Source organism: Pelagibacterium lentulum (assembly GCF_003992625.1).
GTDB lineage: Bacteria > Pseudomonadota > Alphaproteobacteria > Rhizobiales > Devosiaceae > Pelagibacterium > Pelagibacterium lentulum.
Window position 1 is genome coordinate 163,303 of sequence record NZ_RZMW01000040.1, and the last position, 24,172, is coordinate 187,474.

21 protein-coding genes and 1 pseudogene are annotated in these 24,172 nt (G+C 56.7%); 9 read left to right on the forward strand and 13 right to left on the reverse strand.

Features of this window, described 5'->3' with window-relative positions; all coding sequences use genetic code 11:
- Positions 1-2 precede the first annotated feature (2 nt).
- Positions 3-1,001 (reverse strand): UDP-N-acetylglucosamine 4,6-dehydratase (inverting), encoded by a 999-nt coding sequence (gene pseB, locus EO133_RS13515; protein ID WP_127073176.1) that lies wholly within the window; start codon positions 999-1,001, stop codon positions 3-5.
- Positions 1,002-1,791: 790 nt separating this feature from the next.
- On the opposite strand from pseB, the pseudogene EO133_RS13520 reads away from it, so the two are divergent.
- Both EO133_RS13520 and EO133_RS13525 read left to right on the forward strand, forming a co-directional pair.
- Positions 1,792-2,593, forward strand: a pseudogene (locus tag EO133_RS13520) (MobA/MobL family protein); the annotation flags it as partial.
- Positions 2,594-3,099: 506 nt separating this feature from the next.
- Complete coding sequence (locus EO133_RS13525) at positions 3,100-3,261, forward strand: helix-turn-helix transcriptional regulator (protein WP_127073211.1); 162 nt, start codon at positions 3,100-3,102, stop codon at positions 3,259-3,261.
- Positions 3,262-3,447: 186 nt separating this feature from the next.
- On the opposite strand, the gene EO133_RS20560 is transcribed toward EO133_RS13525, so the two are convergent.
- The 4 genes from EO133_RS20560 to EO133_RS13540 form a co-directional block, all read right to left on the reverse strand.
- Complete coding sequence (locus tag EO133_RS20560; RefSeq protein WP_244640614.1) at positions 3,448-3,837, reverse strand: DUF1513 domain-containing protein; 390 nt, start codon at positions 3,835-3,837, stop codon at positions 3,448-3,450.
- The gene (locus tag EO133_RS20565) at positions 3,809-4,510 is read right to left on the reverse strand and encodes a GNAT family N-acetyltransferase (RefSeq protein WP_244640613.1); all 702 of its coding nucleotides are present in this window, start codon (positions 4,508-4,510) and stop codon (positions 3,809-3,811) included. The genes EO133_RS20560 and EO133_RS20565 overlap by 29 nt, the downstream gene beginning before the upstream one ends.
- A gap of 212 nt (positions 4,511-4,722) precedes the next feature.
- On the reverse strand, positions 4,723-4,998 hold the full coding sequence (locus EO133_RS13535) for a hypothetical protein (RefSeq protein WP_127073178.1): 276 nt from the start codon (positions 4,996-4,998) through the stop codon (positions 4,723-4,725).
- Between the two features lie 74 nt (positions 4,999-5,072).
- Positions 5,073-7,385, reverse strand: coding sequence for a Tex family protein (locus tag EO133_RS13540; protein ID WP_127073179.1), 2,313 nt, complete (start codon positions 7,383-7,385; stop codon positions 5,073-5,075).
- A gap of 202 nt (positions 7,386-7,587) precedes the next feature.
- On the opposite strand from EO133_RS13540, the gene EO133_RS13545 reads away from it, so the two are divergent.
- Complete coding sequence (locus EO133_RS13545; protein ID WP_127073180.1) at positions 7,588-7,932, forward strand: hypothetical protein; 345 nt, start codon at positions 7,588-7,590, stop codon at positions 7,930-7,932.
- A 79-nt stretch (positions 7,933-8,011) separates the two neighbouring features.
- The gene (locus tag EO133_RS13550) at positions 8,012-8,689 is read left to right on the forward strand and encodes a L,D-transpeptidase (RefSeq protein WP_127073181.1); all 678 of its coding nucleotides are present in this window, start codon (positions 8,012-8,014) and stop codon (positions 8,687-8,689) included.
- Between the two features lie 70 nt (positions 8,690-8,759).
- Here EO133_RS13550 and EO133_RS13555 read toward each other — a convergent pair whose 3' ends face one another.
- From EO133_RS13555 to EO133_RS13565, 3 genes are all read right to left on the reverse strand, one after another.
- Positions 8,760-10,343: an EAL domain-containing protein gene (locus tag EO133_RS13555; protein ID WP_127073182.1), complete on the reverse strand. Its 1,584-nt coding sequence runs from the start codon at positions 10,341-10,343 to the stop codon at positions 8,760-8,762.
- Positions 10,344-10,474: 131 nt separating this feature from the next.
- Positions 10,475-11,143 (reverse strand): YiaD family glycine zipper/OmpA-like lipoprotein, encoded by a 669-nt coding sequence (locus EO133_RS13560; RefSeq protein ID WP_127073183.1) that lies wholly within the window; start codon positions 11,141-11,143, stop codon positions 10,475-10,477.
- Between the two features lie 237 nt (positions 11,144-11,380).
- Positions 11,381-12,880 (reverse strand): methyl-accepting chemotaxis protein, encoded by a 1,500-nt coding sequence (locus EO133_RS13565; protein WP_127073184.1) that lies wholly within the window; start codon positions 12,878-12,880, stop codon positions 11,381-11,383.
- 391 nt (positions 12,881-13,271) lie between these two features.
- On the opposite strand from EO133_RS13565, the gene hemA reads away from it, so the two are divergent.
- Positions 13,272-14,552, forward strand: coding sequence for a 5-aminolevulinate synthase (gene hemA / locus EO133_RS13570; RefSeq protein WP_127073185.1), 1,281 nt, complete (start codon positions 13,272-13,274; stop codon positions 14,550-14,552).
- A gap of 22 nt (positions 14,553-14,574) precedes the next feature.
- Positions 14,575-15,369 (forward strand): class D beta-lactamase, encoded by a 795-nt coding sequence (blaOXA, locus tag EO133_RS13575; RefSeq protein WP_164735018.1) that lies wholly within the window; start codon positions 14,575-14,577, stop codon positions 15,367-15,369.
- A gap of 32 nt (positions 15,370-15,401) precedes the next feature.
- Here blaOXA and EO133_RS13580 read toward each other — a convergent pair whose 3' ends face one another.
- Complete coding sequence (locus tag EO133_RS13580) at positions 15,402-16,109, reverse strand: glyoxalase superfamily protein (protein WP_127073186.1); 708 nt, start codon at positions 16,107-16,109, stop codon at positions 15,402-15,404.
- 246 nt (positions 16,110-16,355) lie between these two features.
- Here EO133_RS13580 and chrA point away from each other — a divergent pair, with 246 nt between their 5' ends.
- On the forward strand, positions 16,356-17,762 hold the full coding sequence (chrA, locus tag EO133_RS13585) for a chromate efflux transporter (protein WP_371870904.1): 1,407 nt from the start codon (positions 16,356-16,358) through the stop codon (positions 17,760-17,762).
- Positions 17,763-17,786: 24 nt separating this feature from the next.
- On the opposite strand, the gene EO133_RS20460 is transcribed toward chrA, so the two are convergent.
- Complete coding sequence (locus tag EO133_RS20460) at positions 17,787-18,422, reverse strand: response regulator transcription factor (protein WP_127073188.1); 636 nt, start codon at positions 18,420-18,422, stop codon at positions 17,787-17,789.
- 978 nt (positions 18,423-19,400) lie between these two features.
- Positions 19,401-19,559 carry a hypothetical protein gene (locus tag EO133_RS20300; RefSeq protein WP_164735016.1) on the reverse strand — a complete coding sequence of 53 codons (159 nt, stop codon included), beginning with the start codon at positions 19,557-19,559 and terminating at the stop codon, positions 19,401-19,403.
- Between the two features lie 9 nt (positions 19,560-19,568).
- On the opposite strand from EO133_RS20300, the gene EO133_RS13595 reads away from it, so the two are divergent.
- Positions 19,569-20,435 carry a DUF3800 domain-containing protein gene (locus EO133_RS13595; protein ID WP_127073189.1) on the forward strand — a complete coding sequence of 289 codons (867 nt, stop codon included), beginning with the start codon at positions 19,569-19,571 and terminating at the stop codon, positions 20,433-20,435.
- Positions 20,436-20,659: 224 nt separating this feature from the next.
- Here EO133_RS13595 and EO133_RS13600 read toward each other — a convergent pair whose 3' ends face one another.
- Together EO133_RS13600 and mscL are read right to left on the reverse strand one after the other, a co-directional pair.
- Positions 20,660-21,631: an IS1595 family transposase gene (locus tag EO133_RS13600; RefSeq protein ID WP_127073190.1), complete on the reverse strand. Its 972-nt coding sequence runs from the start codon at positions 21,629-21,631 to the stop codon at positions 20,660-20,662.
- Between the two features lie 129 nt (positions 21,632-21,760).
- Complete coding sequence (gene mscL, locus EO133_RS13605) at positions 21,761-22,201, reverse strand: large conductance mechanosensitive channel protein MscL (protein ID WP_127073191.1); 441 nt, start codon at positions 22,199-22,201, stop codon at positions 21,761-21,763.
- A gap of 196 nt (positions 22,202-22,397) precedes the next feature.
- Between mscL and EO133_RS13610 the strand changes: the two genes are divergently transcribed.
- A complete protein-coding gene (locus EO133_RS13610) occupies positions 22,398-24,011 on the forward strand; it encodes a hybrid sensor histidine kinase/response regulator (RefSeq protein WP_127073192.1) in 1,614 nt (537 codons plus the stop codon).
- The last annotated feature ends 161 nt before the right edge of the window (positions 24,012-24,172 follow it).

The window sequence follows — 24,172 nt, forward strand, 5'->3', positions numbered from 1 at the left end:
GCTCATATATTTCCGATCTTGGCATGATTGCCCGCGATCCAGTCCTGGAGCGCCTTGGTTTCCATCCATTCGGGATTGTTGTCACTCGTATAGCTAAAGCCTTCGGGAACCTTTTTCCCGTCCTTGATGCGCTCCTTGCTCGAGTCCCACTTGTTTATGGCCGGCAGGATCTTAAAGTAGTCATCATACTCGTAGGTATAGAATGAGTCTTCTGAGCCGATCATTTGCTCGTGCAGCTTCTCACCGGGCCGAATACCGACGAAATCGAGCTTTGCATCGGGAGCGATCGCCTTGGCCAAATCGACGACCTTCATAGACGGAATTTTCTTTACGTAGATTTCTCCGCCTTCCATGTCGTTGAACGCGTGCCATACAAGCTCGACGCCCTCCTCAAGAGTGATCATGAAACGCGTCATCCGTTCGTCGGTAACCGGAAGTACGCCGCGCTCCTTGATCGACAGGAAGAACGGGATGACCGAACCCCTTGAGCCCATGACGTTGCCATAGCGCACCACGGCAAATCGTGTGTCGTGCCCCCCGGCGTAGGAGTTGCCCGACACAAAGAGTTTGTCTGACGCCAGCTTGGTCGCCCCGTAAAGGTTGATAGGGCTGCTCGCCTTGTCGGTCGATAGCGCTACCACGCGTTTGACGCCGCGGTCGATGCACGCATCGATCACGTTCATCGCGCCATTGATATTGGTCTTGATACACTCGAAGGGATTGTATTCGGCCGTCGGTACGATCTTGGTCGCCGCGGCATGGACGACATAGTCGACGCCATCGAGAGCCCGGTAGAGTCTCTCCTTATCCCGAACGTCGCCGATGAAGAAGCGAACGCGGCTGTCGTCCTGATACTTCTTGGCCATCTCCCACTGCTTCATCTCATCGCGGGAATACACGATAATGCGTCTTGGATTGTAGCGTTCGAGGGTCATGGGCAGGAAGGTGTGCCCGAAAGAACCGGTCCCGCCGGTTATCAATATCGATTGTCCAGTCAGCATTGTCTCTACAGCGGTTCGTCAAGGGGAGCAGCGAATCTGAACGTTTAATAAAGGAACGCCATAGGTTTGTGCAAGCAGCACGGTTTGCAAACGCCAAAATGCTTGCGGTAAATGGCCAGTGTCTTCCATCAAAAAACTGCCGGCCGACGATCGGATCGGATAACATCAATAGCCGTCATGACACGCTTTGTTCTCCCAGATAGAGCTTCACGTGCTCCGCGTAAAGCGCAACCATGCCCATCGACCACCGTGCGCCCTCGGCCATAATCGGCAGAACCCCCAACCCGCGCACGGCCAGTTCCTGAACTGCCCCATGGGCGGCAATTTGCCCTGGGACTTTTCGATTTTGGCATTCTCAAATTCTGCTCGGGTAGCAAGTTTCTAAAGAAGACGCGCAACGGCATGGGGTGCTGGGTACTGCGTAGGAACATGACTCTATCCGCTAAGCTCCCGGCTCTGCCGGAGCGAACAAAGGCAGCTGGCGTCTGCCTTACTGAGGCCGTTTCTAATGCTTTCTCACAAGAACCGTGAGGCTGCAAATGAAGATCATCGCGGCACAGTCTCACAAACACCTGAACCGCTCGACATGAGAGCGCAAACACCGTGGTGCCGTCGCTGATCTAGGGCCAGCAGAACTTCGAATCTTCCAAGCGCATAGATTATAACTGGGCCGAACCTGTCCCAAACCTGGATCTTGATGCGGTCGCCGCGCCGTCAGCGAAACATCGCCCTCAGGCTCGAAAAGGGATCGAGTCCCAGTTCGTTCTGCACCATCGCTGTCAGCCCGTTCCAGCTTGCCCGCCAGGTGGAGTTCGCCATTCCACGCGAGATAAGTGAGGCGCAGGGCATCGAGCTGGCCCGCGACTTCGCGCAGGCCGAATTTGTCGACCAGGGCATGATCGCCGACCTCAATGTGCATTGGGACATCGGCGAGGACGGCATGCCCAAACCCCACGCCCATGTCATGCTCACCATGCGGTCGGTGGGCGAGAACGGCTTCGGCCCGAAGGTTCGCGACTGGAACCGCACGGAGATGGTCGAACGTTGGGCCGAGCATGTCAACGAACGGCTGGCGGAACTCGGCATCGACGCGCACATTGATCATCGCAGCGTTGAGACACAGAGTATTCCGCTGGAACCGCAAAGCCAGATCGGAGCACCGGCGCAGCGCATCGAAGGCGAAGGCGAAGGGATCGAGGCCGCAGACCGTGCGGACATGCACCAAGAGATCGCGCGCAATAATGGCGCGCGGATCATCGCCGATCCTTCCATCGCGCTGGACGCAATCACACATCAGCAATCGAACTTCACGCGGCGAGGATCGGTTCACCACCCGCGACATGATCGAGGCCGAACAGCGCCTGCACCGCGCGGCAGAACTAATGGCCGAGAAGGAACTGCACGAGGTCAGCGACCGGAACAGGGAGGCCGCGCTTGCGCGTGCCGAACAGCGCGGGCTGATCCTTTCCGGCGAGTAGGTCGATGCGCTGGTGCATGTCACGGACGGGCGCGATCTTGGCGTTGTCGTCGGTTATGCCGGGACGGGAAAGAGCGCCATGCTCGGTGTGGCGCGCGAGGCATGGGAGGCGGCCAGAAGAGTGGTGCAGCATGATCTTGAGGCGACGTTGCGCAAAACCGGCATCGAACCGAAAGAACTCTTGCGTCGCGCCGGCGCCGGGCGAGCGTTCTTTCGCCATGCCCGTGCCGTTGACGCGACCTTCGAGGCGCAGGCGCGAGGAGGCAAGGCCAGCCCGGAGCAGGTGCAGGAACTGCACAAAGCCCGCGCGGGTTTCGACGAACACCGCCCCCACGGCTCGCGCGATGCCGAGGCCGTTTACAAGCGGAACCCCGAGTTTGCGGCCGATGTCGCTTCTGGCGATCCTGATCGCGCCGCGCCAGCCAGGCGCGCCCTGCAACTGGAAACCGAGATGCGTAAGAACCCCAATCTGCGCGCGGATCGGACTGTAGGATCGTCCTATTTGTCACCAATTCTATCCGGCAGCCCGACGATGGCTAAATATCTCTTGAACAACGATAAATCGTTGTCCTGTCTGGTCTGTGCAATCGTCAGAAGCAACCAGCAGAAGGCAGCGCGACCATGCCCCACCCAGACCGCATCATTCGCCTCAAGACCGTCCTTGCCCGCACCGGCCTCTCGCGCTCCACCATCTACCACACGATCGCCGAAGGCACGATCCCCGCCCAATTCAAGATCAGCACCAACGGTGCGGCATGGAAAGAATCCGATATTGACCGATAGGTCGCCGATCCGGTCAGATGGCAGCCAGTGGAAGGGGGCGGCAATAGGCGGTGATAGGGAAGCACTCCGGCAGGGAAAGGCCTACCGACCACAACTGCCCGCCAGATTGACAGTATAGTTGCCTGTGAAGAAACCGGTTTTGTCAGGCGACGCGTGAACGGCCGCGCTGAACTGACGCCGAAACGTTCACCCGCCGGGCGATGGCTGAGGCCGCCGGCCACTTGTCGAGAGTAGGGTGCCCGGGCCTTGCGGGGCGATGCCGCAACCGTCGGGGAGATCCTGCACGCCCAGACAGGCGCCCGTCGCCGTATCCCAATAAGCGATCAATCCGCCATGGGGGGAGGTGGTGGCGACGATGGTGCCGGAGCGGTCGATTGCGACCGAGCCGATGTAGTCGTCCATGCGGCGCAGCACGGCGTCGGGCGGAAAGAACAGCTCGATCTCCTTGCCCCGACGATGCCGCTCGACCAGCGGGGGACGGTCGGGGAGGACTGCCCCGGCACCATCTTCCTCCTTGCGATCAAGCCATGTCTTTGCCGGGCGCGTTCTAGAACTGCAATGAGCGGCGCTCGTCATTTTCTGACAATTGCTCAAATCGGTCGCTTCTGAATACGCCGAAGCAGAATCGCGACCGGTGATGCAGCAGATGCGGGTGGAAACCGGAGCGCTGACATCCCTTGAGCGAGGCAATGTTTTCTTCGCCCACGAAGGTGAATACGTAGCGCGCACCCATCGGCCCCGCCGCTTCCGCAATCCGTGCCATCGCCTCCGACATAATCCGGAGACCGCGATGCGAGGGCGGCGTGTAGGCATTTTCAAGCAAAGCTTCGTCTGACTCCAGCCGTGGGAACCCGCCGATCGATTCGACAACTGCGTTTTCCTTGGCGCTGAACAGCCACTGCATGTAGCAGGGCGTGCCATCGCGCATGTCCACCGCGACAAAGCAGCCACGCGGGGCCTTGCGCAGGAAATTCCGCCGCCAATGAATCTCAAGCGCTTCAGGATGATCATTCGACACCTGTGGAAGCAGTATATCGAGGTCGCCTTGGATGAGCGGGCGCACCGAAATCGGGATTTTGGCACTGGGACGCTCCAGCGGAAGCGTAAGATCGCGCCGCAGTCCAAGGCGCGTTTTTCGCGAGTAAAGGCCTTGGTTGATATGGCCCGACACGCGCAGCTTAAGACGGGCAAGCATAAGACGGGCGTTGGACGCAGAGCCAGGTTTCAGTGGCGGGACGGTTGTGCTCATGACCTACTTCTTTGCGATGCCTGCATCCACAAAATACTTATCCGACGATTAGTAGAAACCCACGTAGAACTATGCATTGCAAATATCTATAACAATAAAATAATGATGAGAACTCCCAATCCGATTGTCAATACTTATAACTTTTATGCTCGCACGGGGCATAGGCATGCGCTCGAATGGCCTCGCCATAGTCCCCATATGCCTTCAAAGCTTTAGCCAAGATTGCCCCAGCTTTCGTTCCATTCCGTATCGGGTGCGAGTTCGATCACGACGTCGGTTGGGCCTTTCATGTTGCTGCTTTTGTTTCGCGCCAGGGCCAGCGCTTCTTCTACCGGCATTTCCTCGCTCTGTTCGATCGCGTCTTCAGCAATGTCTGCGGGGTCGCGAACTTCGCGAATAAAGGCTCGTGGCCCCTTGGCAGATGCAACGACGCGCACGATGATGGTGCCGCGGGGTTCCTTGCCGGTGAAAGAACGGTATTGGGGCATTGATCTTTCTTTCTCGTTTCATCGAAAGATCAACGCCTTGTCCGGCTGCCAGGTTCCGGTAGCTGAGCGCGCGCCTATTTGTTGCGCTTGAAGGCCTCTGCAAGGGCCGAACCAAAACTGCCCGGCTGGGATTGTTGCGCCGGCTTGGCCTGCCGGGACTGGTTGCTGCGACCACGCGCGAGTTGGGCTGCGTCCTGTTCCCGCATGGCGGCCGGTGCTGCGTCTTTGCGCATGGATAGACTGATGCGCTTGCGCTTGACGTCAACCTCCAGCACCTTGACCTTCACGACATCGCCCGCCTTGACCACCTCATGGGGATCCTTGATGAACCGGTCTGCGAGTTGGGAAACGTGAACGAGCCCATCCTGATGCACGCCAATGTCCACGAACGCACCAAAGGCTGCGACATTGGTAACAGTGCCTTCGAGCATCATGCCGGGTTTGAGATCGGAAACTTCCTCTATGCCGTCGGTGAAGGTTGCAGTTTTGAATTCCGGCCGCGGGTCACGTCCGGGCTTTTCAAGTTCAGCAAGGATATCGCGAATGGTTGGCAGACCAAATGTGTCATCAACGAAAGCGTTTGGGTCCAAGCCCTTAAGCGCTGCGCTGTCGCCCATAAGCACTCTAATATCCCGACCACAAGCCGCAACAATCTTGCGTGCAACCTTATAGGCCTCGGGATGGACCGATGACGCATCGAGCGGCTCAATACCATCTCGGATGCGCAAGAAGCCCGCTGCCTGCTCAAAGGCCTTCGGGCCGAGACGCGGCACGGTAAGCAGGTCCTTGCGCGATGCGAAGGCACCATTGGCGTTACGATGGGCAACGATTGCTTCTGCCAGGGACGTGCCAAGCCCCGATACGCGGGCCAATAGAGGTGCGGAAGCGGTGTTGAGATCGACCCCGACCCCATTCACTGCATCTTCGACCACCGCATCAAGGGCGCGCGCCAGCCGGTATTGATCGACGTCGTGCTGGTATTGCCCCACGCCAATCGACTTGGGATCGATCTTGACGAGTTCGGCCAAGGGGTCCTGCAATCGGCGCGCGATAGAAACGGCTCCCCGCAAGGAGACATCCAGATCGGGCAGTTCGCCCGACGCCGCTTCCGAAGCCGAATAGACCGATGCCCCGGCCTCGCTGACGACGACCTTAAGCGGCTTGGGCGCTGGGATCATCGTGAGCATATCCGCCACCAATCGCTCGGTCTCCCGGCTTGCCGTGCCGTTGCCAATGGCGATCAATTCAACCTTATGGCGCGCAATGAGCGCCATAAGCACGTTTTGGCTACCTGTCACATCGTTGCGCGGGGCAAAAGGATAGACGGTCGCTGTATCGAGCACCTTGCCGGTTCCATCGACCACAGCGACCTTGACGCCGGTGCGAATACCGGGATCGAGCCCAAGCGTAGCACGGGTTCCAGCCGGGGCAGCGAGCAGCAGATCCTTGAGATTGCGGGCAAAGACCGTGATTGCCTCGTCTTCGGCGCGTTCTCGCAGACGGTTCATCAGGTCGACCGAGAGGTGCAGCCAGAGTTTGACCCGCCAGCTCCAGCGCACGACTTCCATAAGCCAGGCATCGGCTGCGCCAGCTTCGGCACAGATATTGAAATGGGTGGCAACGGTCAGTTCGGCAGGCTTGTAGCGGCCTTCATGGTTGGCATCCAGTTCGAGATCGACAGTCAGCATTTCTTCGTTGCGACCGCGTAGCATTGCCAAAGCCCGATGGCTTGGAACCTTCGACCACGGCTCTACGTGATCGAAATAGTCGGCAAATTTCGCTCCCGCTTCCTGTTTGCCATCGACAACGCGCGCCCGAATAAATGCCTTCTGTTCCATATAGGTGCGCAGCTTACCGATCAGTTCCGCATTTTCGGCAAAGCGTTCGGCGAGAATATCGCGCGCACCGTCGAGCGCTGCCTTGGCGTCGGCAATCTCATCGCTGAGATACTTCTGGGCCTCATCGAGTGGCACGAGGCTGCGATTTTCAAACAGCGCGTCGGCCAACGGTTCGAGTCCGCGCTCGCGCGCAATTTCGGCTTTGGTGCGGCGTTTGGGCTTATAGGGCAGATAGATGTCTTCGAGTTCGGCCTTGGTGGCAACACCGGCAATTTGCACCTCAAGCTCAGGGGTCAGCTTACCCTGGGCTTCGATGGATTGCAGGACGGCCGCGCGCCTTGCATCGAGTTCACGCAAATACGCCAGCCGCTCGTTGAGTAAGCGTAACTGGCTGTCATCGAGCCCGCCTGTGACCTCCTTGCGGTAGCGTGCAACGAAAGGAACCGTTGCACCTTCATCGAGCAATTTGACCGCCGCCGCAACCTGGTCGGTGCGGGCCGCAATTTCGCCTGCGATAATGGCTGCAATAGAAGGCGTCAATGCGGTCATCGCCAAATCCTGAGTATTGAAACGAGGGGTAAAATAGGACCGCTAAAGCTTCGGGCCAAGCGGCAGTTGCACTCATCCACAAGCATAGGTCAGTATTGCTGTTGCAACTTAGCAACACGCGACAACCCAAGCCACAAGGTCACTGCTTCGTGACCGAATTTGGCCATGACCTTGCCCAGATTGGCCTGCTAACGAAGAGCGTATGAACAGATTTTTGCCCATTATATTACTATGTGTTGGCTTCGTCATGGCCTTTACCGCCCTTGCGTCGGCAGAGCCGGACCAAGGCAGCGCGCCAGACGCCGATCGCATGTGCATCGACATACGCTACAGCACGGAGGCGCCTCCTGCGCCGTCCGAGCTCAAGCGTTGCTGGCATCAGATCGGAATGGGCAAGATCGTGACAGCCTGTACCCCGGAGCCTTCGCTGACTCAGGGCAATATGCCGTCTATTCCCGAGTGCGGGTATGACGGCACAGACATCGCCACGCTGAACGCAAGCGCACCACAGGCCCCTTTAACAGACCTGCCTCCGCCCAAAGCCTGATCTCGAACGCTTTTCACTTTTCGATCCACCCAAGGCGCTGGAAACCCCGGCGCCATCCGAAGTTATTGAGTAACCTCAGATGACAAGCCATATTTCCTTTAACCGTCGCAGTTTCATGGCAGGCGCTGCAAGCCTGATGGCTCTGACGGCGGCAGGTTGTACGACCACGACACCTCGCCAAACCACGCCAGCGGTTCCCCCTCCGCCACCGATCCCGGAAAGCGTGCGGCTAATGTATGCCGCACTGCCGGAGGAAGAATTCCCCGTGCCGGCCGTCGACCTGCGCTATGTTGAGCCGCGATACTTCCGCCAGCGCATCGATTATCCAACCAGTGAAGCGCCGGGCACCGTGATCGTCGATACTACCGATTTCTACCTTTACCATGTCGAAGAAGGCGGGACGGCAATGCGTTATGGCGCAGGGTTGGGCCGCGCGGGCTTTGAGTGGTCGGGTCGGGGCCATATCGCATATACGCGCAAGTGGCCGGTCTGGACTCCGCCTTCTGAAATGATCGATCGCCAGCCGGAACTCGAAAAGTGGCGCCGGGGGCAGCCCCCTGGGCTAGACAACCCTTTGGGCGCGCGCGCGCTATACATTCACGAAGGTCAAAGGGACACGATCTATCGCGTGCATGGCACAGGCGAAGCCTGGACAATCGGGCACGCGGTCTCTTCAGGTTGTGTGCGGCTGTTGCACCACGATGTTATCCATCTTGCCGACCGGGTGCGGCCCGGTTCGACAATCATCGTTAGCTGATCGCGCGTTGTAATCGGGATGGAAGCACATGCTTCCATCCGGTTACACCGTCGATCTCGCATTCAGGCAATTATCGAACGGCTTCTGGTTTCCAGTTCGCGATGAAACGAACCAACCCGGCAATATCGAGCGGCCGGGAAATAAAATAGCCCTGCGCATAGTCGACTAGCGCGTTCTCACGGAGGGTGGCCAAGCGCTCATTTGTTTCCACCCCCTCGATAACGATTGCCCGGTTTGAGGCATGTGCCATTTCGATGGCATAGTCGAGGATGCGGGCCATCACAGAATGGTCTGGCGCCATGGCGAAACTGCGGTCGATCTTCACGCCATCAACCTGCAACACGCCCAGGTTCTGAAGGTTGGAATAACCAACACCGAAATCATCGATATAGGTTCTTATGCCCAGCCTGCGCAGATGATCGATCGCTGCCTGAACGATTTCCGCTTCCACCTTTTCGGTTTCCACGATCTCGGCGACGAACTGGAAGCGTCGATGATCGAGGACTGTTGCTCCTAGCAATGCTTCAAGCTTGGTGACCTCAAAATCGCGTGGGAAAATATTGAAGTTGACCTGAAAAGGCTCCTGCGGGACGTTATCGGACAATTCCCGCATTGCCACATCTATTACCGCCCTCGTCAGCTGGACACTCATGTTTTGCTTTTCGACAACCGGCAGGAATTCGTCCGGGAATACGATCTTGCCGTCGAGATCGCGCCAACGCGCCAGTACCTCGCAACCGACTACAGCTCCGGTTCTGGTCGAGATGATGGGCTGATAGGTGCATATTACACCTTCTGTCAGATAGCGCAGGAAACGCGCCTCAAAATCCCAATATTTGCGAAACTGACCATAAACGAACTGCGTGAGCAGAGCGGCAAGCAATGCGGCTGCGACCGAGGCTACGCTAAGACTGGAAAGGCTGTTTCTGGCAATATCAACGACATTTGCCCGCGATGTAACACAATGAATGCCTGCCGGGTCGCATTTGACATGCAGATAGTCTCCGTCATGGGGGAAAACCCCAGTCCCAAGCCCACCAATGGCCGCCGTGAACAGCCCCGGTTCACCTGAACGGTACCACCAGTTTCCGTCTGGAACATGGATAACCACTTCCTGGCTCATCCATTGCGGAAAGATTGTGATGGGATTTTGCGGCGGGATAATCATGCCGTGGTTGCCGCGGACAGCCAGCGCGCCCATAAGTCCGGGCATGCCCAGAAAGCCCAGATCTCGATCGATCCAGAAGGATACGCCGAATGGATTGTCAGAATCGATATCGGGCAATCCAATTTCGTGTGGTGTTTGAAGTGTCCCGTGGTTTACGGAACACTCAATCCGGCCGTCGGAGACGTGGAAGAACTCGTTGATCCCATCTGGAAGGAAAGCGACGCGACGTAACTGTTCCATATAAAGGGCGCTGCAAGGCGGTGCAGTCAACCACTCATCCATGCGGGCGTAGGTTGAAATGACATTGGAACGCAGCCGCATGAATTCAACAAGCGTTTCGTCGGTTTCCTGCCGCAAGACGTCCCGTACGGCATGAACGGCAAGCCAGACCAGAATCACAACAAGAACAACAAACAATCCCAGCCAGATCAGAAAAAATGTCGTTTTCTGATACCGCTCGGTGACAAAGAAGCGTGCCAGTCCCATATTTCCCCCTCACTAGCCCGGCTGACTATTGAACGGCACCGGTCAATAAAATGGCGTTAAAGGGAGCGAGCAAACAAAAAAGCGCACCGGCAAGTGCCGATGCGCTCCTGATGTCCTACGAGACGCCGCGTTTAGCTGCGGATCGGCAGAATCGAAATCTCGACGCGGCGGTTCTGTGCGCGGCCGGCTTCGGTATCGTTAGACGCGATCGGGTTGGAGCGACCACGGCCTTCCACATAGAAGCGGCGCGAATCAACACCGAACTGGCTCAGGACACGCGCAACCGAAGCGGCACGCTGCTGGGACAGGGTGAGGTTGTAGCTATCCGAGCCGGTCGAGTCGGTGTAGCCGATAATATCGAGCAGCGTGCGGTTGTATTCCTGCATCACCAGCGCAACCGAACGCAGCACGTTCTGGAACTGGGGCTGAACGTCGGACTGATTGACGCCAAAGGTAACATTGGACGGCATATTGAGGATGATCTGATCGCCAACTCGGGTGACCGACACGCCTGTGCCCTGCAATTGCGCGCGCAACTCAGCTTCCTGCTGGTCCATGTAATTGCCAACGGCGCCGCCAGCCAGAGCACCGACACCAGCGCCTATAAGCGCGCCGACACGCGCATCGCCGCCAACGGCGCTACCGATAAGGGCGCCACCGAGCGCGCCGCCAGCGCCCCCGATCAAAGCGCCGCCAGCCGTCCGGGAAACCTGGGACTCGCCGGTATAGGGATTGGTTGTTGTGCAGCCTGCTAAAGCAAGGACTGCAACTGCCGAAACAGCTAGTGCCTGTTTTTTCATGGTAACTCTACCGTTTTTGCTTATTGCCGTGATCATGTTGAGGAATACGGCAGGAAAATGTTCGGTGCCCCTCGCAACACAATCGTCTTAACCGATTTTCTTTGAACTGTCAGTCCTGTTCGGCAAGTCCAAACAACATCGACAATAACGTTTCGTCCCAGTCGACCTCATCACCGGCTTGCAGCGACCAGCACGCAGATACAACAGCATGGATCGCCGTGCTTAGTTAGCCACGCATCACGCACAGGTCCGGAAGGCATCGAGACGTTTGTGAAGATCTGCGACTTCCTGCGCAAGGTCCCGACCCGCTTCACTGGAACGTCCGACAAAGCCCGCGTTCTCCTGGGTCAGCCGGTCGAGTTGAACGATCGCTGCGTTGATTTCATTGAGCGATGTCGCCTGTTGGCCCGCTGCGGTCGAGAAGTTGCGCATATGCTCTGAAATCTGGCCAACCTGCCCCACTATATTTGACAAGGCCTCGCCGGTCTTTTCGACCATGCCGACGCCGTTTTCGACTTCCGAGCCCGATTTCTTGATGAGATTGGACACATCCTTGGCGGCCTGAGCGCTGCGCTGGGCAAGCGAGCGCACTTCGGTTGCAACCACGGCAAAGCCGCGCCCCGCCTCGCCCGCGCGCGCAGCCTCGACTGCGGCATTGAGCGCCAGAAGGTTGGTCTGGAAAGCGATTTCATCAATGACAGAAATAATGTTGGAGATTTTAGACGAAGATTGCTCGATCCGCTCCATGGCTTCAATCGCCTGCTGGACGACAATTCCGCCCTGCTCCGCAGCGGCATTGGCGCCGTTGGCAATTTCGGCTGCCTGACCTGTGCCCGAAGCCGTGTCGTTGACGTTGTTTGTAACCTCGTCGAGGGCAGCCGACGATTGCTCGATTGCCGAAGCCTGCCGCGTCATGCGATCGGAAAGATCGTCGGCTGCACCAGCGACTTCGCTGGCGCTCTTGCCGATGGTGATAACAGACTTGCGAATTTGCGTGATCGCCTGATCGAGACTGGAGGCGGCCTGATTGAAATCGTGCTTGAGTTGCGCAAAGTCACCGGAAAAATCGTCATCGATCCGAACGTGCAACTCGCCTTGCGCCAATTGGCCCAGCGCCTGGCCCGTGACAGCAAGCACCGATTGCTGGGCCCTGGCCATATTCTCGGCCTTTTCACGATTGGCTTCGACCTCGCCTTGCAACTTGTCAAAATAGGTCGTTACCGCAAGGTCGATATCGAGCATTACTGCCTTGATGAGATCGGATAGGCCTGCTGCCATCGCGTTGGCGGCCGCCATTGTCTGCTCGGGCTTGCGCTTGCGCATCTGGGCCACTTCGCTTGCCATCCAGTCGGCAATAACGCCCTTGAGAACGGTTTCCATGATCAGGCCATAGCCGCCGATATACCACTGCGGTTCCAGCCCGATTTTCGCGTGCCGGTTTCCGATCCTCAAACTCGACTGATAATAATTGTCGTCAAGCTGCCCGGTTGCGATTGCGTTCCAGTGCGCGTTTTGCTTGAACTGCGCATTCTTCATGTGTTCGCGGCTCGAGAAAAAACGCGAAACCTCCGGTGTTTGCGCAACTTTATCGTAAAAGCTGCTCAACGCAGCATCGATATGCGGCTTGACCAGAGGAGAGAGAGCTTTCACACGCTCAAGAGAAGCTGGATCGAGGCCGAGAAAATCCAGACGATCGTCCAGCGACCGTTTATCCTCCCGGAGGGGTTGTGCGCTCATTTTTTTGTACTCGGAGTTTTATTATGGCTCCGGCGACACTATAAATTCATCGTTAACAAAGTTTTGCGGAACACATTGTGCCACGGCAAACAGCCAGCGGCATTGCGTCACGCTGGCAATATGGAGCGAAGCAATTAGATTGCACCGCGATCATAGCTTCGTGCTGACCTAGCCAATGGCCCCTTCTATTGGTATTTGTTAGCCGAACCATGTTCGCTATTTTTAAAGGGTTTGATCTCGATCATATCGAATCAGACGCGCGGGCAGTAACTAAGGACAGCGTGAAGCAACACGCAGACTTCCACATTGGCATTGCGCCGATGCTGGTACGGTCAATCGGCATTGCCGAAAAATGACCGGACGGCATTAAGCGCTCCAAGGAGCAGGCCTCATGGACTATCGCGGCATCTTCGAGGATGCGATTGATGCACTTCGAGTAGAAAAGCGCTACCGCGTTTTTGCCGATCTTGAGCGCGTTGCCGGGCATTTCCCACGCGCTATTTTCCGTGACAGCGCAGATAATGCGCGTGAAATCACCATCTGGTGTTCCAACGACTATCTGGGCATGGGGCAGCACCCGGAGGTCATCGGCGCCATGCAGGAAACTGCAGGCAATCTTGGCGCAGGCGCGGGCGGCACTCGCAATATTTCGGGTACCAACCGCCCACTGGTCGAGCTCGAGCGTTCGCTGGCGGACCTGCATCGCAAGGAAGCCGCGCTGGTTTTCACCTCCGGCTTTGTTTCCAACGAAGCTGCGATTTCCACGATCGGACGGCTTATTCCCAATTGCCTGATCTTGTCGGATCAGTTGAATCACGCTTCGATGATTGCCGGCGTACGCCAGTCAGGCATGGAAAAGAAAATATTCCGGCACAACGATCTTGGCCATCTGCGCGAGTTGCTGACCGCAGCGGGTAAGCAGCGGCCCAAAATGATCGTGTTCGAGTCCGTCTATTCCATGGATGGCGATATTGCTCCGATCGAGGCAATCGCCGATCTGGCTGAAGAATTCAACGCCCTCACCTATATCGATGAAGTCCATGCCGTGGGCATGTACGGCCCGCGCGGCGGCGGCATCTGCGAACGCGATGGCCTTATGGACCGGATCGACATTATCGAAGGAACGCTGGCCAAGGGCTTTGGCGTGATGGGTGGCTATATTGCCGCCAATGGTGCAATTGTGGATGCAGTGCGCTCCTATGCGCCAGAGTTCATCTTCACCACGGCTCTGCCCCCCGCACTTTGTGCTGCGGCGCGCGCTTCCATTGAACATTTGAAATCTTCAAACATCGAGCGCGATGCCCATCAGCGTCAGGCTGCACGCACCAAACGTGTTCTGGCTGAGGCAGGTTTACCAGTCTTGCCGACTGATACGCATATTGTGCCATTGATCGTGGGCGACGCACGCATGTGCAAAGCCGCCAGCGACATGCTGATGGACCGGCACAATATTTATATCCAGCCGATCAACTATCCTACGGTTCCCAAGGGCACCGAACGGTTGCGGATCACCCCGACCCCGTATCATAGCGACGACATGATCGCCGAGCTTTGTGACGCCCTTATCGCAGTCTGGCAGGTTCTCGATTTACCGCGCGATTTCGACATGTCCAAGCTGATGGAAAGCAAACTCGTCGCTGGCGATCTGACGCTGCCGACCGTCGGTGGCTAGGCTTGATCCGTTGCGTAGGGCGATATTGCGACTGCTGTTTTCAACGGCAATCGTTTTTTCTCTGTCCGGTCCTTTGAACGCGGAAACCCTATGCACGTTGATCGTCAGCGCGGAGCGTGGCGCGATCGTCCATGAAGCAGGTGATTGCGACGAACGCGTTACGCCCGCCTCCACGTTCAAGATACCTCTGGCGCTTATGGGGTTTGACGCGGGCGTTCTTGCCGGCCCCAACGATCCGGCCATCCCCTTCCAGCTTGGTTATCCAGATTGGGGTGGCGCGGCCTGGCGACAGGACACCGACCCCAGCCATTGGATGAGACATTCGGTTGTCTGGTACTCTCAGTTTATCGCCCGTGAACTTGGGGTTGAAGGGCTGACCCGATACGGCAGGGCCTTCGCCTATGGTAACGCTGACTTTTCGGGTGATCCGGGGAGAGATAACGCGCTTGAGCGCTCGTGGATCAGTTCGTCCCTGAAAATTTCACCGCGCGAGCAAGTTGCATTTCTCAGAACATTTCTCAGCCAGTCGCTGCCTGTAAGCGCTGCTGCGCATCAGATGACGGCTCACATTGCCGAAAGCCATGCTCTGCCCGATGGCACAATCGTCTGGGGCAAAACAGGTTCCGCGTATCCCAGAAACGCCGATGGCAACCTGGACCGAGCGCGCGGTTGGGGCTGGTTTGTCGGCTGGGCAGCTAAAGGCGACGATTTTTACCTCTTCGCGCGACTGAGCCAGGCAACAGGAAGCCACCAACCGTCTGGTGGCAATTATACGCGCGAAACGGTCTTAGCGGATTGGCCGGAACTTGTGCCATAGGCGAGATCGCCTATGGCTTTTTGATGTAAACTTTATTGCTGCGTATCCAAATCTCCGAAATCGAGATTGGTGGGGCCGGCGGGATATGGACCTCCCGAGGTCACGGGCAAATCTTCGCTAACTACTTCGAGACTGAAATTGCGCGCCCATACGGCTCCCTTCTCATGCAGCAGACATCCAAAATGAATAGTGTCTGCCGGATAGGGAACATCCAAAACGATATGACGCTCCGTCCATTCGACATCGCCTCTGAGAGCGCCATTTTCAGAGCGCCTCATCATGTTGTCAAAGCGCAAATGCCGCCCACCACCACTCGGATCGATACGCATCCAGATCGCGGCCGCACCCGCAGCACGAGTCTTGAGCTCCGCCACCAGTCGCACCCGTTTGCTGCGATAGGCGCGAGCAGAAAAAGACTGCATGAGCGTGGCGAAGGAGTTTTCCGGAATTTCAACGCCAGGTCGCGCCTCGATTTTGGCGACACCCGGGCTTTCCCGCGCAACGCCGAACCGAAAATAGGTTTCAGACGTGGCCGAACCGGGAAACCAACTCTCCGGAATAAAAAGGGCGTTTTCAGTCGTTGGCGTCCCACTTCGTGCAGCCAATACGTTCCAGTTGGCTACACCCTGCTGGCGCGCCACGAGATCAAGGCATTGGCCATGTGAGAGCTCTATTTCGCGTTCGGCCAGAGCGTCGCGAAGCGCCTTGGCCATGGTTTTAAACCTGGAAAGTTCGTGCATGGTTTGATCCTTGCTATGGGCAAGATCAGCGCCAGCGCCTGCGTTACCAGCAGCCTGCCCATAACAAAACCATAGGCAGAAGCCAAATCGTGCATTCACCAAACCCAATGGGCGCAGGCGGCAGGCTGCACGAGCCTGATAAATTTTGGCATTGGTGCCCTCGTGTGTCAAATGTCATATTCGGATGATAGGACGCGCTCTGACCGTCCGGTCGCGCCCGCATATTCCGCCGTACATGGAGACTTTTTGACCAAACTTGCTGAAAATGCCTCGGGCCAACACGACAAGCGCTCCGCCGACTATCCCAGCGTGCGCGAAGCATTCTCGGTCTGGGCTCGAATCGGACTTATGAGTTTCGGTGGGCCCGCCGGGCAAATCGCGATGATGCACCGCATTCTGGTCGAGGAGAAAAAATGGCTCGGTGAAAAGCGGTTCCTGCATGCCCTCAATTTCTGCATGCTACTGCCAGGTCCCGAGGCCCAACAGCTCGCGATCTATATCGGCTGGCTGATGCATCGCACGCTGGGCGGCATCATTGCAGGCGTCCTGTTTGTCGTGCCCGGTGCTATTGCGATCATGGCGTTGAGCTGGGTCTATGCGCTTTACGGCAATGTGGGCATTGTCGAAGCCCTGTTTTTTGGCCTCAAGGCAGCCGTCTTGGCGATCGTTCTCCAGGCCGTTATCCGGATCGGGCAAAAGGCGTTGCGCAATACCGTCATGCTAAGTGTCGCTGCGGCTTCTTTCGTAGCGATTTTCGCTTTCGACATTCCGTTTCCGCTTATCATCGCAGCCGCTGGGCTTATCGGCTATTTCGGCGCCCGGATGGGCGTTGTCGCTTTCCAGTCCGGCAATGGGCATGGTGCTGCTGGAACCAATGCGCTGGCCGATGTCGATTCTATTCTCGGCGAGGACGTACCCGATCATGCACGGGTTGATGCCGGATGGGCGATGCGCATTTCAGCAATCTTCCTTACCCTTTGGCTCGTGCCGACGGCGATGTTGATCGTAGCGCTTGGAGCTGGCAACGTATTTTCCACCATTGCCCTGTTCTTTAGCCAGATGGCGGTCGTGACCTTTGGCGGCGCCTATGCTGTGCTGGCTTATGTGGCGCAGGAAGCAGTCCAGAATTATGGATGGCTTGCGCCCGGCGAGATGCTGGATGGCCTGGGCATGGCAGAGACAACGCCGGGCCCCTTGATCATGGTCACTCAGTTCGTCGGCTTCATGGGGGCATTTCGCGAACCTGGGACGCTATCGCCTTTGCTGGCAGGGACGCTTGGCGGCCTGCTGACCACCTGGGTAACGTTTACCCCTTGCTTCCTGTGGATATTTCTCGGAGCACCCTTTGTCGAGCGGCTTAGGGAGAACAAGGCTTTGTCGGCAGCCCTGGCGACAATCACCGCGGCTGTAGTGGGTGTCATCCTCAACCTTGCTGTGTGGTTCGGACTGCATGTGCTCTTTGATGAGGTTATCGTCTATCGCGGGCATGGCCTTGCAGTCGATATTCCCATCTTGCCGTCGCTCGATATTGCTTCGGCACTGCTGGTGCTCGCTGCGGTGTTTGCCGTGTTCCGATTAAAGCTCGGGGTTTTGCCGGTGCTGGGCCTTTGCGCCCTTGCCGGTATAGGACTTTATCTTGCAGGATTGGGCTGACGGCTTCCGCCAGCCCCAGTTCCCTCAACTCGTCAGCACGACCCGGATCAGGTCGGCTGTATTGCGAGCCCCGAGCTTTTCCATGACGCGGGCGCGGTGCACTTCGATCGTACGGGGCGAAATGCCCAGTTCCCTGCCTGCTTCCTTGTTGGATTGACCGTTTGTGATCAATTGCAGGACCTCGCGTTCGCGCTGGGTCAATTGCATGAAGCCGCGGATCTCCACGTCCCTCTGGCCGTTATTGATCGCCGTGACGTGCACATCGCGGCGCAAGGTCTCGCGAACGGCACGCACAAACCTTTCCGTGTCTATGGGCTTGACCAGAACATCACTGGCCCCCAGCCGCATCGCCTCCACGGTAAGGGTGACGTTCTGCTCATCGGCGATCATGAAAACGGCTACGCCCGCCCTCAGATTCTTGATCGCCTCAAGCAGAGGAAGGGCCGACATTCCCTCCACAACAAAGTTCAGCACGACAACGTCGGGCCGACGCTGTTCAAATGACGACAGAAACGTTTCTGCCGAGAGTGAAAAGGCTGTTTGAAATCCCTCGAGGCGGAACAGCACACTCAGCGCCTCGCAAGTGTTTGGATCACTATCAACAATATGGACCAACCGGTCCCTATTCAGAAAGGAACGATAAAAGACATCATTGTTCATGCTGTCCTCCGATCTGTCTGGACGCCGGGCCGTCCCTTGCCCGGATCGCCAGTTCCACGACGATAAACCGCTTCCAGCTTGCTATCGCTTGCCGGAAGGTGGCACTCCATCGTTGGCGTTGCCGGCGGACCAAAACGCAAAGTTCACCATCCAATGCACAACCGAAGCCGCACATCGCAAGTCGATGCGTCCCTAACCTGAACTTAACTCCGAACCGCCGCTTACGCGCCTAAGATGAATCGCGCACGCAGTTTGCGATAAGTAGTCAAACTTGCCGTGAGGATGTTCCCGTAAGAATCATTGCCTACGCAACTTCAACGATCACACAAGTATAGGATCACGGTGGCGATTATACCTTTGACACACCAAGGCGAATCGGGTCAGGCTCTCCATTATGAGAGAGCACCACCCGTTGGCTTTTTGTCCCGAGCATGGTTTGTTTGCTGCGACCGGGATAGGGCTTGGCATCTCCGTGGGGACGACTATCAAGAACGGCCTCCATAGCTGCCCCCATTGCTCGCGTATGAGTGAGGTTATCCCGGGCACTTATTCGATGCATGCCGGGAAGCTCGATGTCCTACTGGATCCCGACATATCGCCAGCAGCGCTAAACGCGATACAGAATATCGTGAAGAAGGCTCAATCAGGCGAGTATTCCCACGAACGGGCGCAAGCAGAAGTTAATAAAATAAGCCCTAAAGCGGGCAAACTATTTGATGTGCCTAACTGGTCCGACCAAGCAAAAGCTACGCTTTACGCAAGCATTATTGGGGCAGCGGCAGTGATTGTAGCGGCTAAAATGGCGTCTTCACCCACAACAATCGTTGTGCAACCGCCAGCTATTGAGAGGGCCGTGGGAGAGGAGTTTACACCCCCTAGCGCGACAGCACCGGTGCCAAAGCCGCAATCAATACGACCGCCGCGAAAGCCCCAGTAGGAACTCCCACCAAGAGGCCGATTTGGAATGACCAAAAGGCGTCACTTACCTTCCTTGTCATCCTGTCTCTCCTTCTTCGGGGGCGCTTTCGCAATGCGTTTTAATCGCTCGTCAAAGCGCTCAGGCGACTCGTCGGTTTCGAGCTCGCGGGCGAGGTCGCGGAATTTGTCGGCTTGCGATTTACTGTCTTTATCGGCCATTGTGCCTCGATGCTCAGTAGTCCACCAGATTACCAGTTTGTAGCTTATATTGATGAATCCGGCGACCCTGGATTGCAGCGTGTGCGTCCGATTGATGAAACTGGCAGCACAGAATGGTTCGCCGTGTCAGCCGTTCTTGTCGATCGATCTAACGACACCGAAGTTCCACGATGGGTGCAGGGCATCAGCAAGAACATCAATTTGCAGGCCCGCCAAATCCACTTCGCCAAACTTTCGCCAACGCGGCGATTGTCCGTATGCCGGCAAATGGCCCAATTGCCGATACGGGTATTTGTCGTCATATCGAACAAAAAGAACATGCGCCAATACCGCAATCAAAGGGCAGAAAAGGCCGGTGCCAAACAATGGTTCTATAACTGGATGGTGCGCATTCTTATCGAGCGGGTGTCCGATTACTGCCTACGACGCGCCGAACGCTACGAACTAGAGCGCCGTCACGTAAAATTCGTATTCTCTCAGTCAGGCGGTCATTCTTACAGCCAGACCGCCGCGTATCACGAGTTGCTTAAATACCAAGCTGAGAACAGCAATCTTGTGCTGACAAAATGGTCCCCAAAACGCGAGGTGCTGCACTGGGGGTTAGTAGAAGATTTCCCGCACCACATGCGGGCAGGACTTCAATTGGCTGACGTCGCCGCCAGCGCCTTCTATATGGGGGCAGACAAACTTGATACTGGCCCTTGTGCACCTGAATACGCGATGGCCCTACGAGACCGAATTGCGATGAACCGTTTCGGCACCCAGTGCGATTATGGTGTAGTTCTACAGCCGGACAAGGACTGGAAAATCGACATCACCGAAGACCAAAGACAGGTATTCCGCTTCTACGGCTATGACTTCATAGAAAGGTGGTAGGCCCCGGCCCCGTTTCGTCCGGAGTGTTAGGCCACCAATCTTATGGGGCGACCATCTCCGAATAAGGCTTCAAGCGTTGGCCAATGCCAGCCCGTTACCAAGGGTAATCGGCGTTCCTACCATCTACAATCTTATTCCCACATACCAAAAAAATCAAGCTGAATCATAGGCTTAGCAGTTTTCCGCTAAACCCTTGATTGCGATTCACTTTTCGGCATTCGGGGCTATATCGCTCCGAGTTCACTAGTCCGCCGATACGTGAGGCGCTTGCCTTTGACCCCTTCTAGGGCACAGGCGGCACGAGCCTTGTCATCAACACCAAGCGCGATTCGGTTGTTATAACGGAAGTCGAATTCGGCCAGATAGCGGTGCAAATGCTTCTCGCTGCAATGCTGATAGACGCCCTTCATGCCGCGCTTGAAGATGCTGAACACGCCTTCGATGGTGTTCGTGTAGGCATCGCCGCGTACGTATTCATTGCCGGAGTGCATGACGGTTTCGTGCGCTGCAAACTCGCGACCAATCTCAACATACAGCTTGCTTTCGTCGGTGTTGAGAACGCTTTCACGGTTGACGTTGGTAGCCACGATTTCAGCGACGTTGGACTTGCTGGCTTTGTCCACATGGAAGGTGCGAACAGAACCGCCGCGCTCGACTAGACCGACCACAGCACGCTTGCCGGAAGGGCCGCGACGATTGCGGGACTTGAACGGAGTGCCATCGGTGCGGGTCGTGGGCTGGTCATCGGACTTGCCGAAATAAGTTTCGTCGGCCTCAACGGCCTTGCCATTACCGCCAAGCGGTGCCAGTTCGCCGGATCGCATGGCTTCGCGAATACGGTGGGCAAGGAACCAAGCGGTTTTGTAGGTCACTTCCAGAGTGCGGTGAAGCTGGTGAGCGGAAACGCCCTTCTTGCTGGAAACCATGAGATATATCGCCTGTAGCCATTTGTGCATGGGCAGGTGGCTTTCTTCAAAGATGGTGCCAATGCGAACCGTGAACTGCTTGCGGCACTGACCGCACTTGCGCAGACCGTGGCGCACCTTGCCGGTTTTGCCAGTCACATTCTTGAGCGTGTAAATACGCTCCACACCGCCACAATGCGGGCAGACAGGACCATTTTCCCAAAGGATGGACTCTACATGATCGAAAGCTGCGGCTTCATCGTGAAAATATTTGGCGCTGAGAATGGACATGGCTTAACTCCTTGGGTTACAAGCTAGTCCATTGCCTTGGGTGCGTCAAGTATATAATCGCCATCACGGTCCTATTTGTTCTGTCAATAGGACTTTTATCCTTGAAGATTCGGAAGAGGCTTCTTTGAACTATTTCTCTTTGAGAATGTCGCGGATTTCCATCAGCAGGACTTCCTCACGCGGTGGTGCGGGCGGCACTTCCGGCGCGCCTTCCTTGTTTGCATCCTCGCGGCGCAACGCATTTATGCCTTTGACCAAGAGAAACAGGGCCATTGCGACGATTATGAATTTGACCACGGCGTTGATAAATAGCCCGATATTGAGCGTCGCCACTCCTGCGGCCTGCGCAGCCGCCAGCGAAGGAACGGCAATGCTTTCGGGATTGGACAGGACGATGAAGAGGTTGGTGAAATCCACGCCACCCAGAAGCAGGCCAATGACTGGCATGAATACGTCATCAACAAGCGATGAAACGATGGTTCCGAAAGCGCCGCCGATAATGATGCCGACCGCCATATCCACCATATTGCCCTTAACGGCAAATTCCTTGAATTCCTTTACGAAAGACATTTCCCTCTCCATCGGCATGCCGCAACACGCGGTTCGTTGTCCCAAATCCAGCGCAAGGTTTACGAGTCTTCACAGGCGCCAGTGTGCGCCGTGAAAGGGCGCTAAATCAAGCACATAGATTGACTAACCCTTTTGGCGCAATTGTCGATGGCGCTCGCCGCTGGTAGATAGAGAAAAGACAAGAAGGTGAGACCGGATGAGCGAAGTGCCGCAAGTCAGCAATGGCGCGAATGTAGATGCGCTGCGCAAAGCACTTGAGCATCTGCCGTACGGATTCGCTTTTTTTGACAGCACCATGCGGCTGGTCATGGCCAACGCAACCTACAGGGCCGGGCTTGTATTGCCGCTAAACCTCATGGCGGAAGGAACGCCGCTCGATGACATTTTGCTGTTCATGGCGCGACGAGGCGATCTTGGTCCCGGCACACCCGAGGTGCAGGCCGCGCAGCGCCGACGCCTCATCACCACGCAGCCATCGACACTGACACAGCGGCAGAGCGTATTGGGTTCTCATCTGGAAATCCATACGAGCCTCACCCATGACAATGAGCTTGTGATCAGTTTTTCCGATGTCACCAGCCGGATCAAAGCCGAAGCCGCGCTGGAACAGATCAATCATACGCTTGAGGAGCGCGTGAACGATCGCACCCGCGCCTTGACCCTTCTCAACGCCGAGTTGGAAAAAGCGCGTGCGAAAGCCGATGCGGCCAACCACGAAAAGACGCGCTTTCTGGCCGCGGCGAGCCATGATCTCCTGCAGCCGCTCAATGCAGCAAGGCTCTATACATCGACCCTTTTCGAGCGCACGCGCGGCACCCCGACTGCGGAACTGGCATCGAGTATCGATGCTGCGCTCAATGCGGTCGAGGATATCATGTCGACCCTGCTCGATATTTCGCGCATGGACAGCGGCGCGCTCAAGGTGACGCTGACAAATTTCGATATTCTTGAGCTTTTGAAAAAGGTCGAGATCGAGTTCCAGCCCATGGCTGCGGAGAAAAATATCAACCTCAGGATCGTCGGCGCTTCATTCATCGTGCGCTCGGATCGCATGCTGCTTGGCCGGGTGATACAGAACCTGGTTTCCAATGCGATAAAATATACCAAGCCCGGCGGGCGCGTTTTGGTGGGGTGCAGACAAAGAGGCAAGAGCGTGCGACTGGATGTCATCGATACGGGCATCGGCATCGACAGCCACCAGCATCAGTTGATTTTCACGGAGTTTTCGCGCCTCGAGCAAGGCGCCCGCATCGCTCCGGGTCTGGGGCTCGGTCTTTCGATTGTGCAGCGCATCGTTTCGGCCCTGGACCACAAAATGGAGATTGACAGTGCTGTGGGGCATGGAAGCCGTTTTTCGCTGACCATGCCCAGAGTTAACCAGACCACGGAGACCAAGGCGAGCACACCGATTGTCGATAAGAAGCCCGAAACCCAGCTTTCTGGCCTTATGGTTCTGTGCGTCGACAACGAGCGCGCCATTCTCGATGCAATGGCCGGTCTGCTGACCAACTGGGGTTGCGATGTCCGAACAGCCACCTCGCTCAAGGAAATCTCGCAACTCAACATTCTTGAGGGCTGGGTGCCGGATCTGGTGTTGATGGATTATCATCTGGATCAGTCATCGGGACTTGATGCCATCGAATGGCTCAAGCAGATCGTGGGCGGACATCTGCCTGCCATTCTCGTGACAGCAGACCGCACCAATGCCGTGCGCAATCTGGCCGAAACGCGAGGCACTGCCGTTCTGAACAAGCCCGTAAAGCCGGCAGCGCTTCGGGCACTACTGGCGCATGTCAGCAAGCGAGGGTAAATCGTTCCTGGGAGGCGACACAGGCTCTTCGACGGAGCGCCCTCTACGACAAAACAATGGTCAAAGAGCCTTTGCCCTCACCATCGCCAACATCGAAGAAGTGGCCGGTCTATCGGCTCTGGCGGTTGGTTCCAATAAGCGCTAGGTGTTCTCGCTCAGTG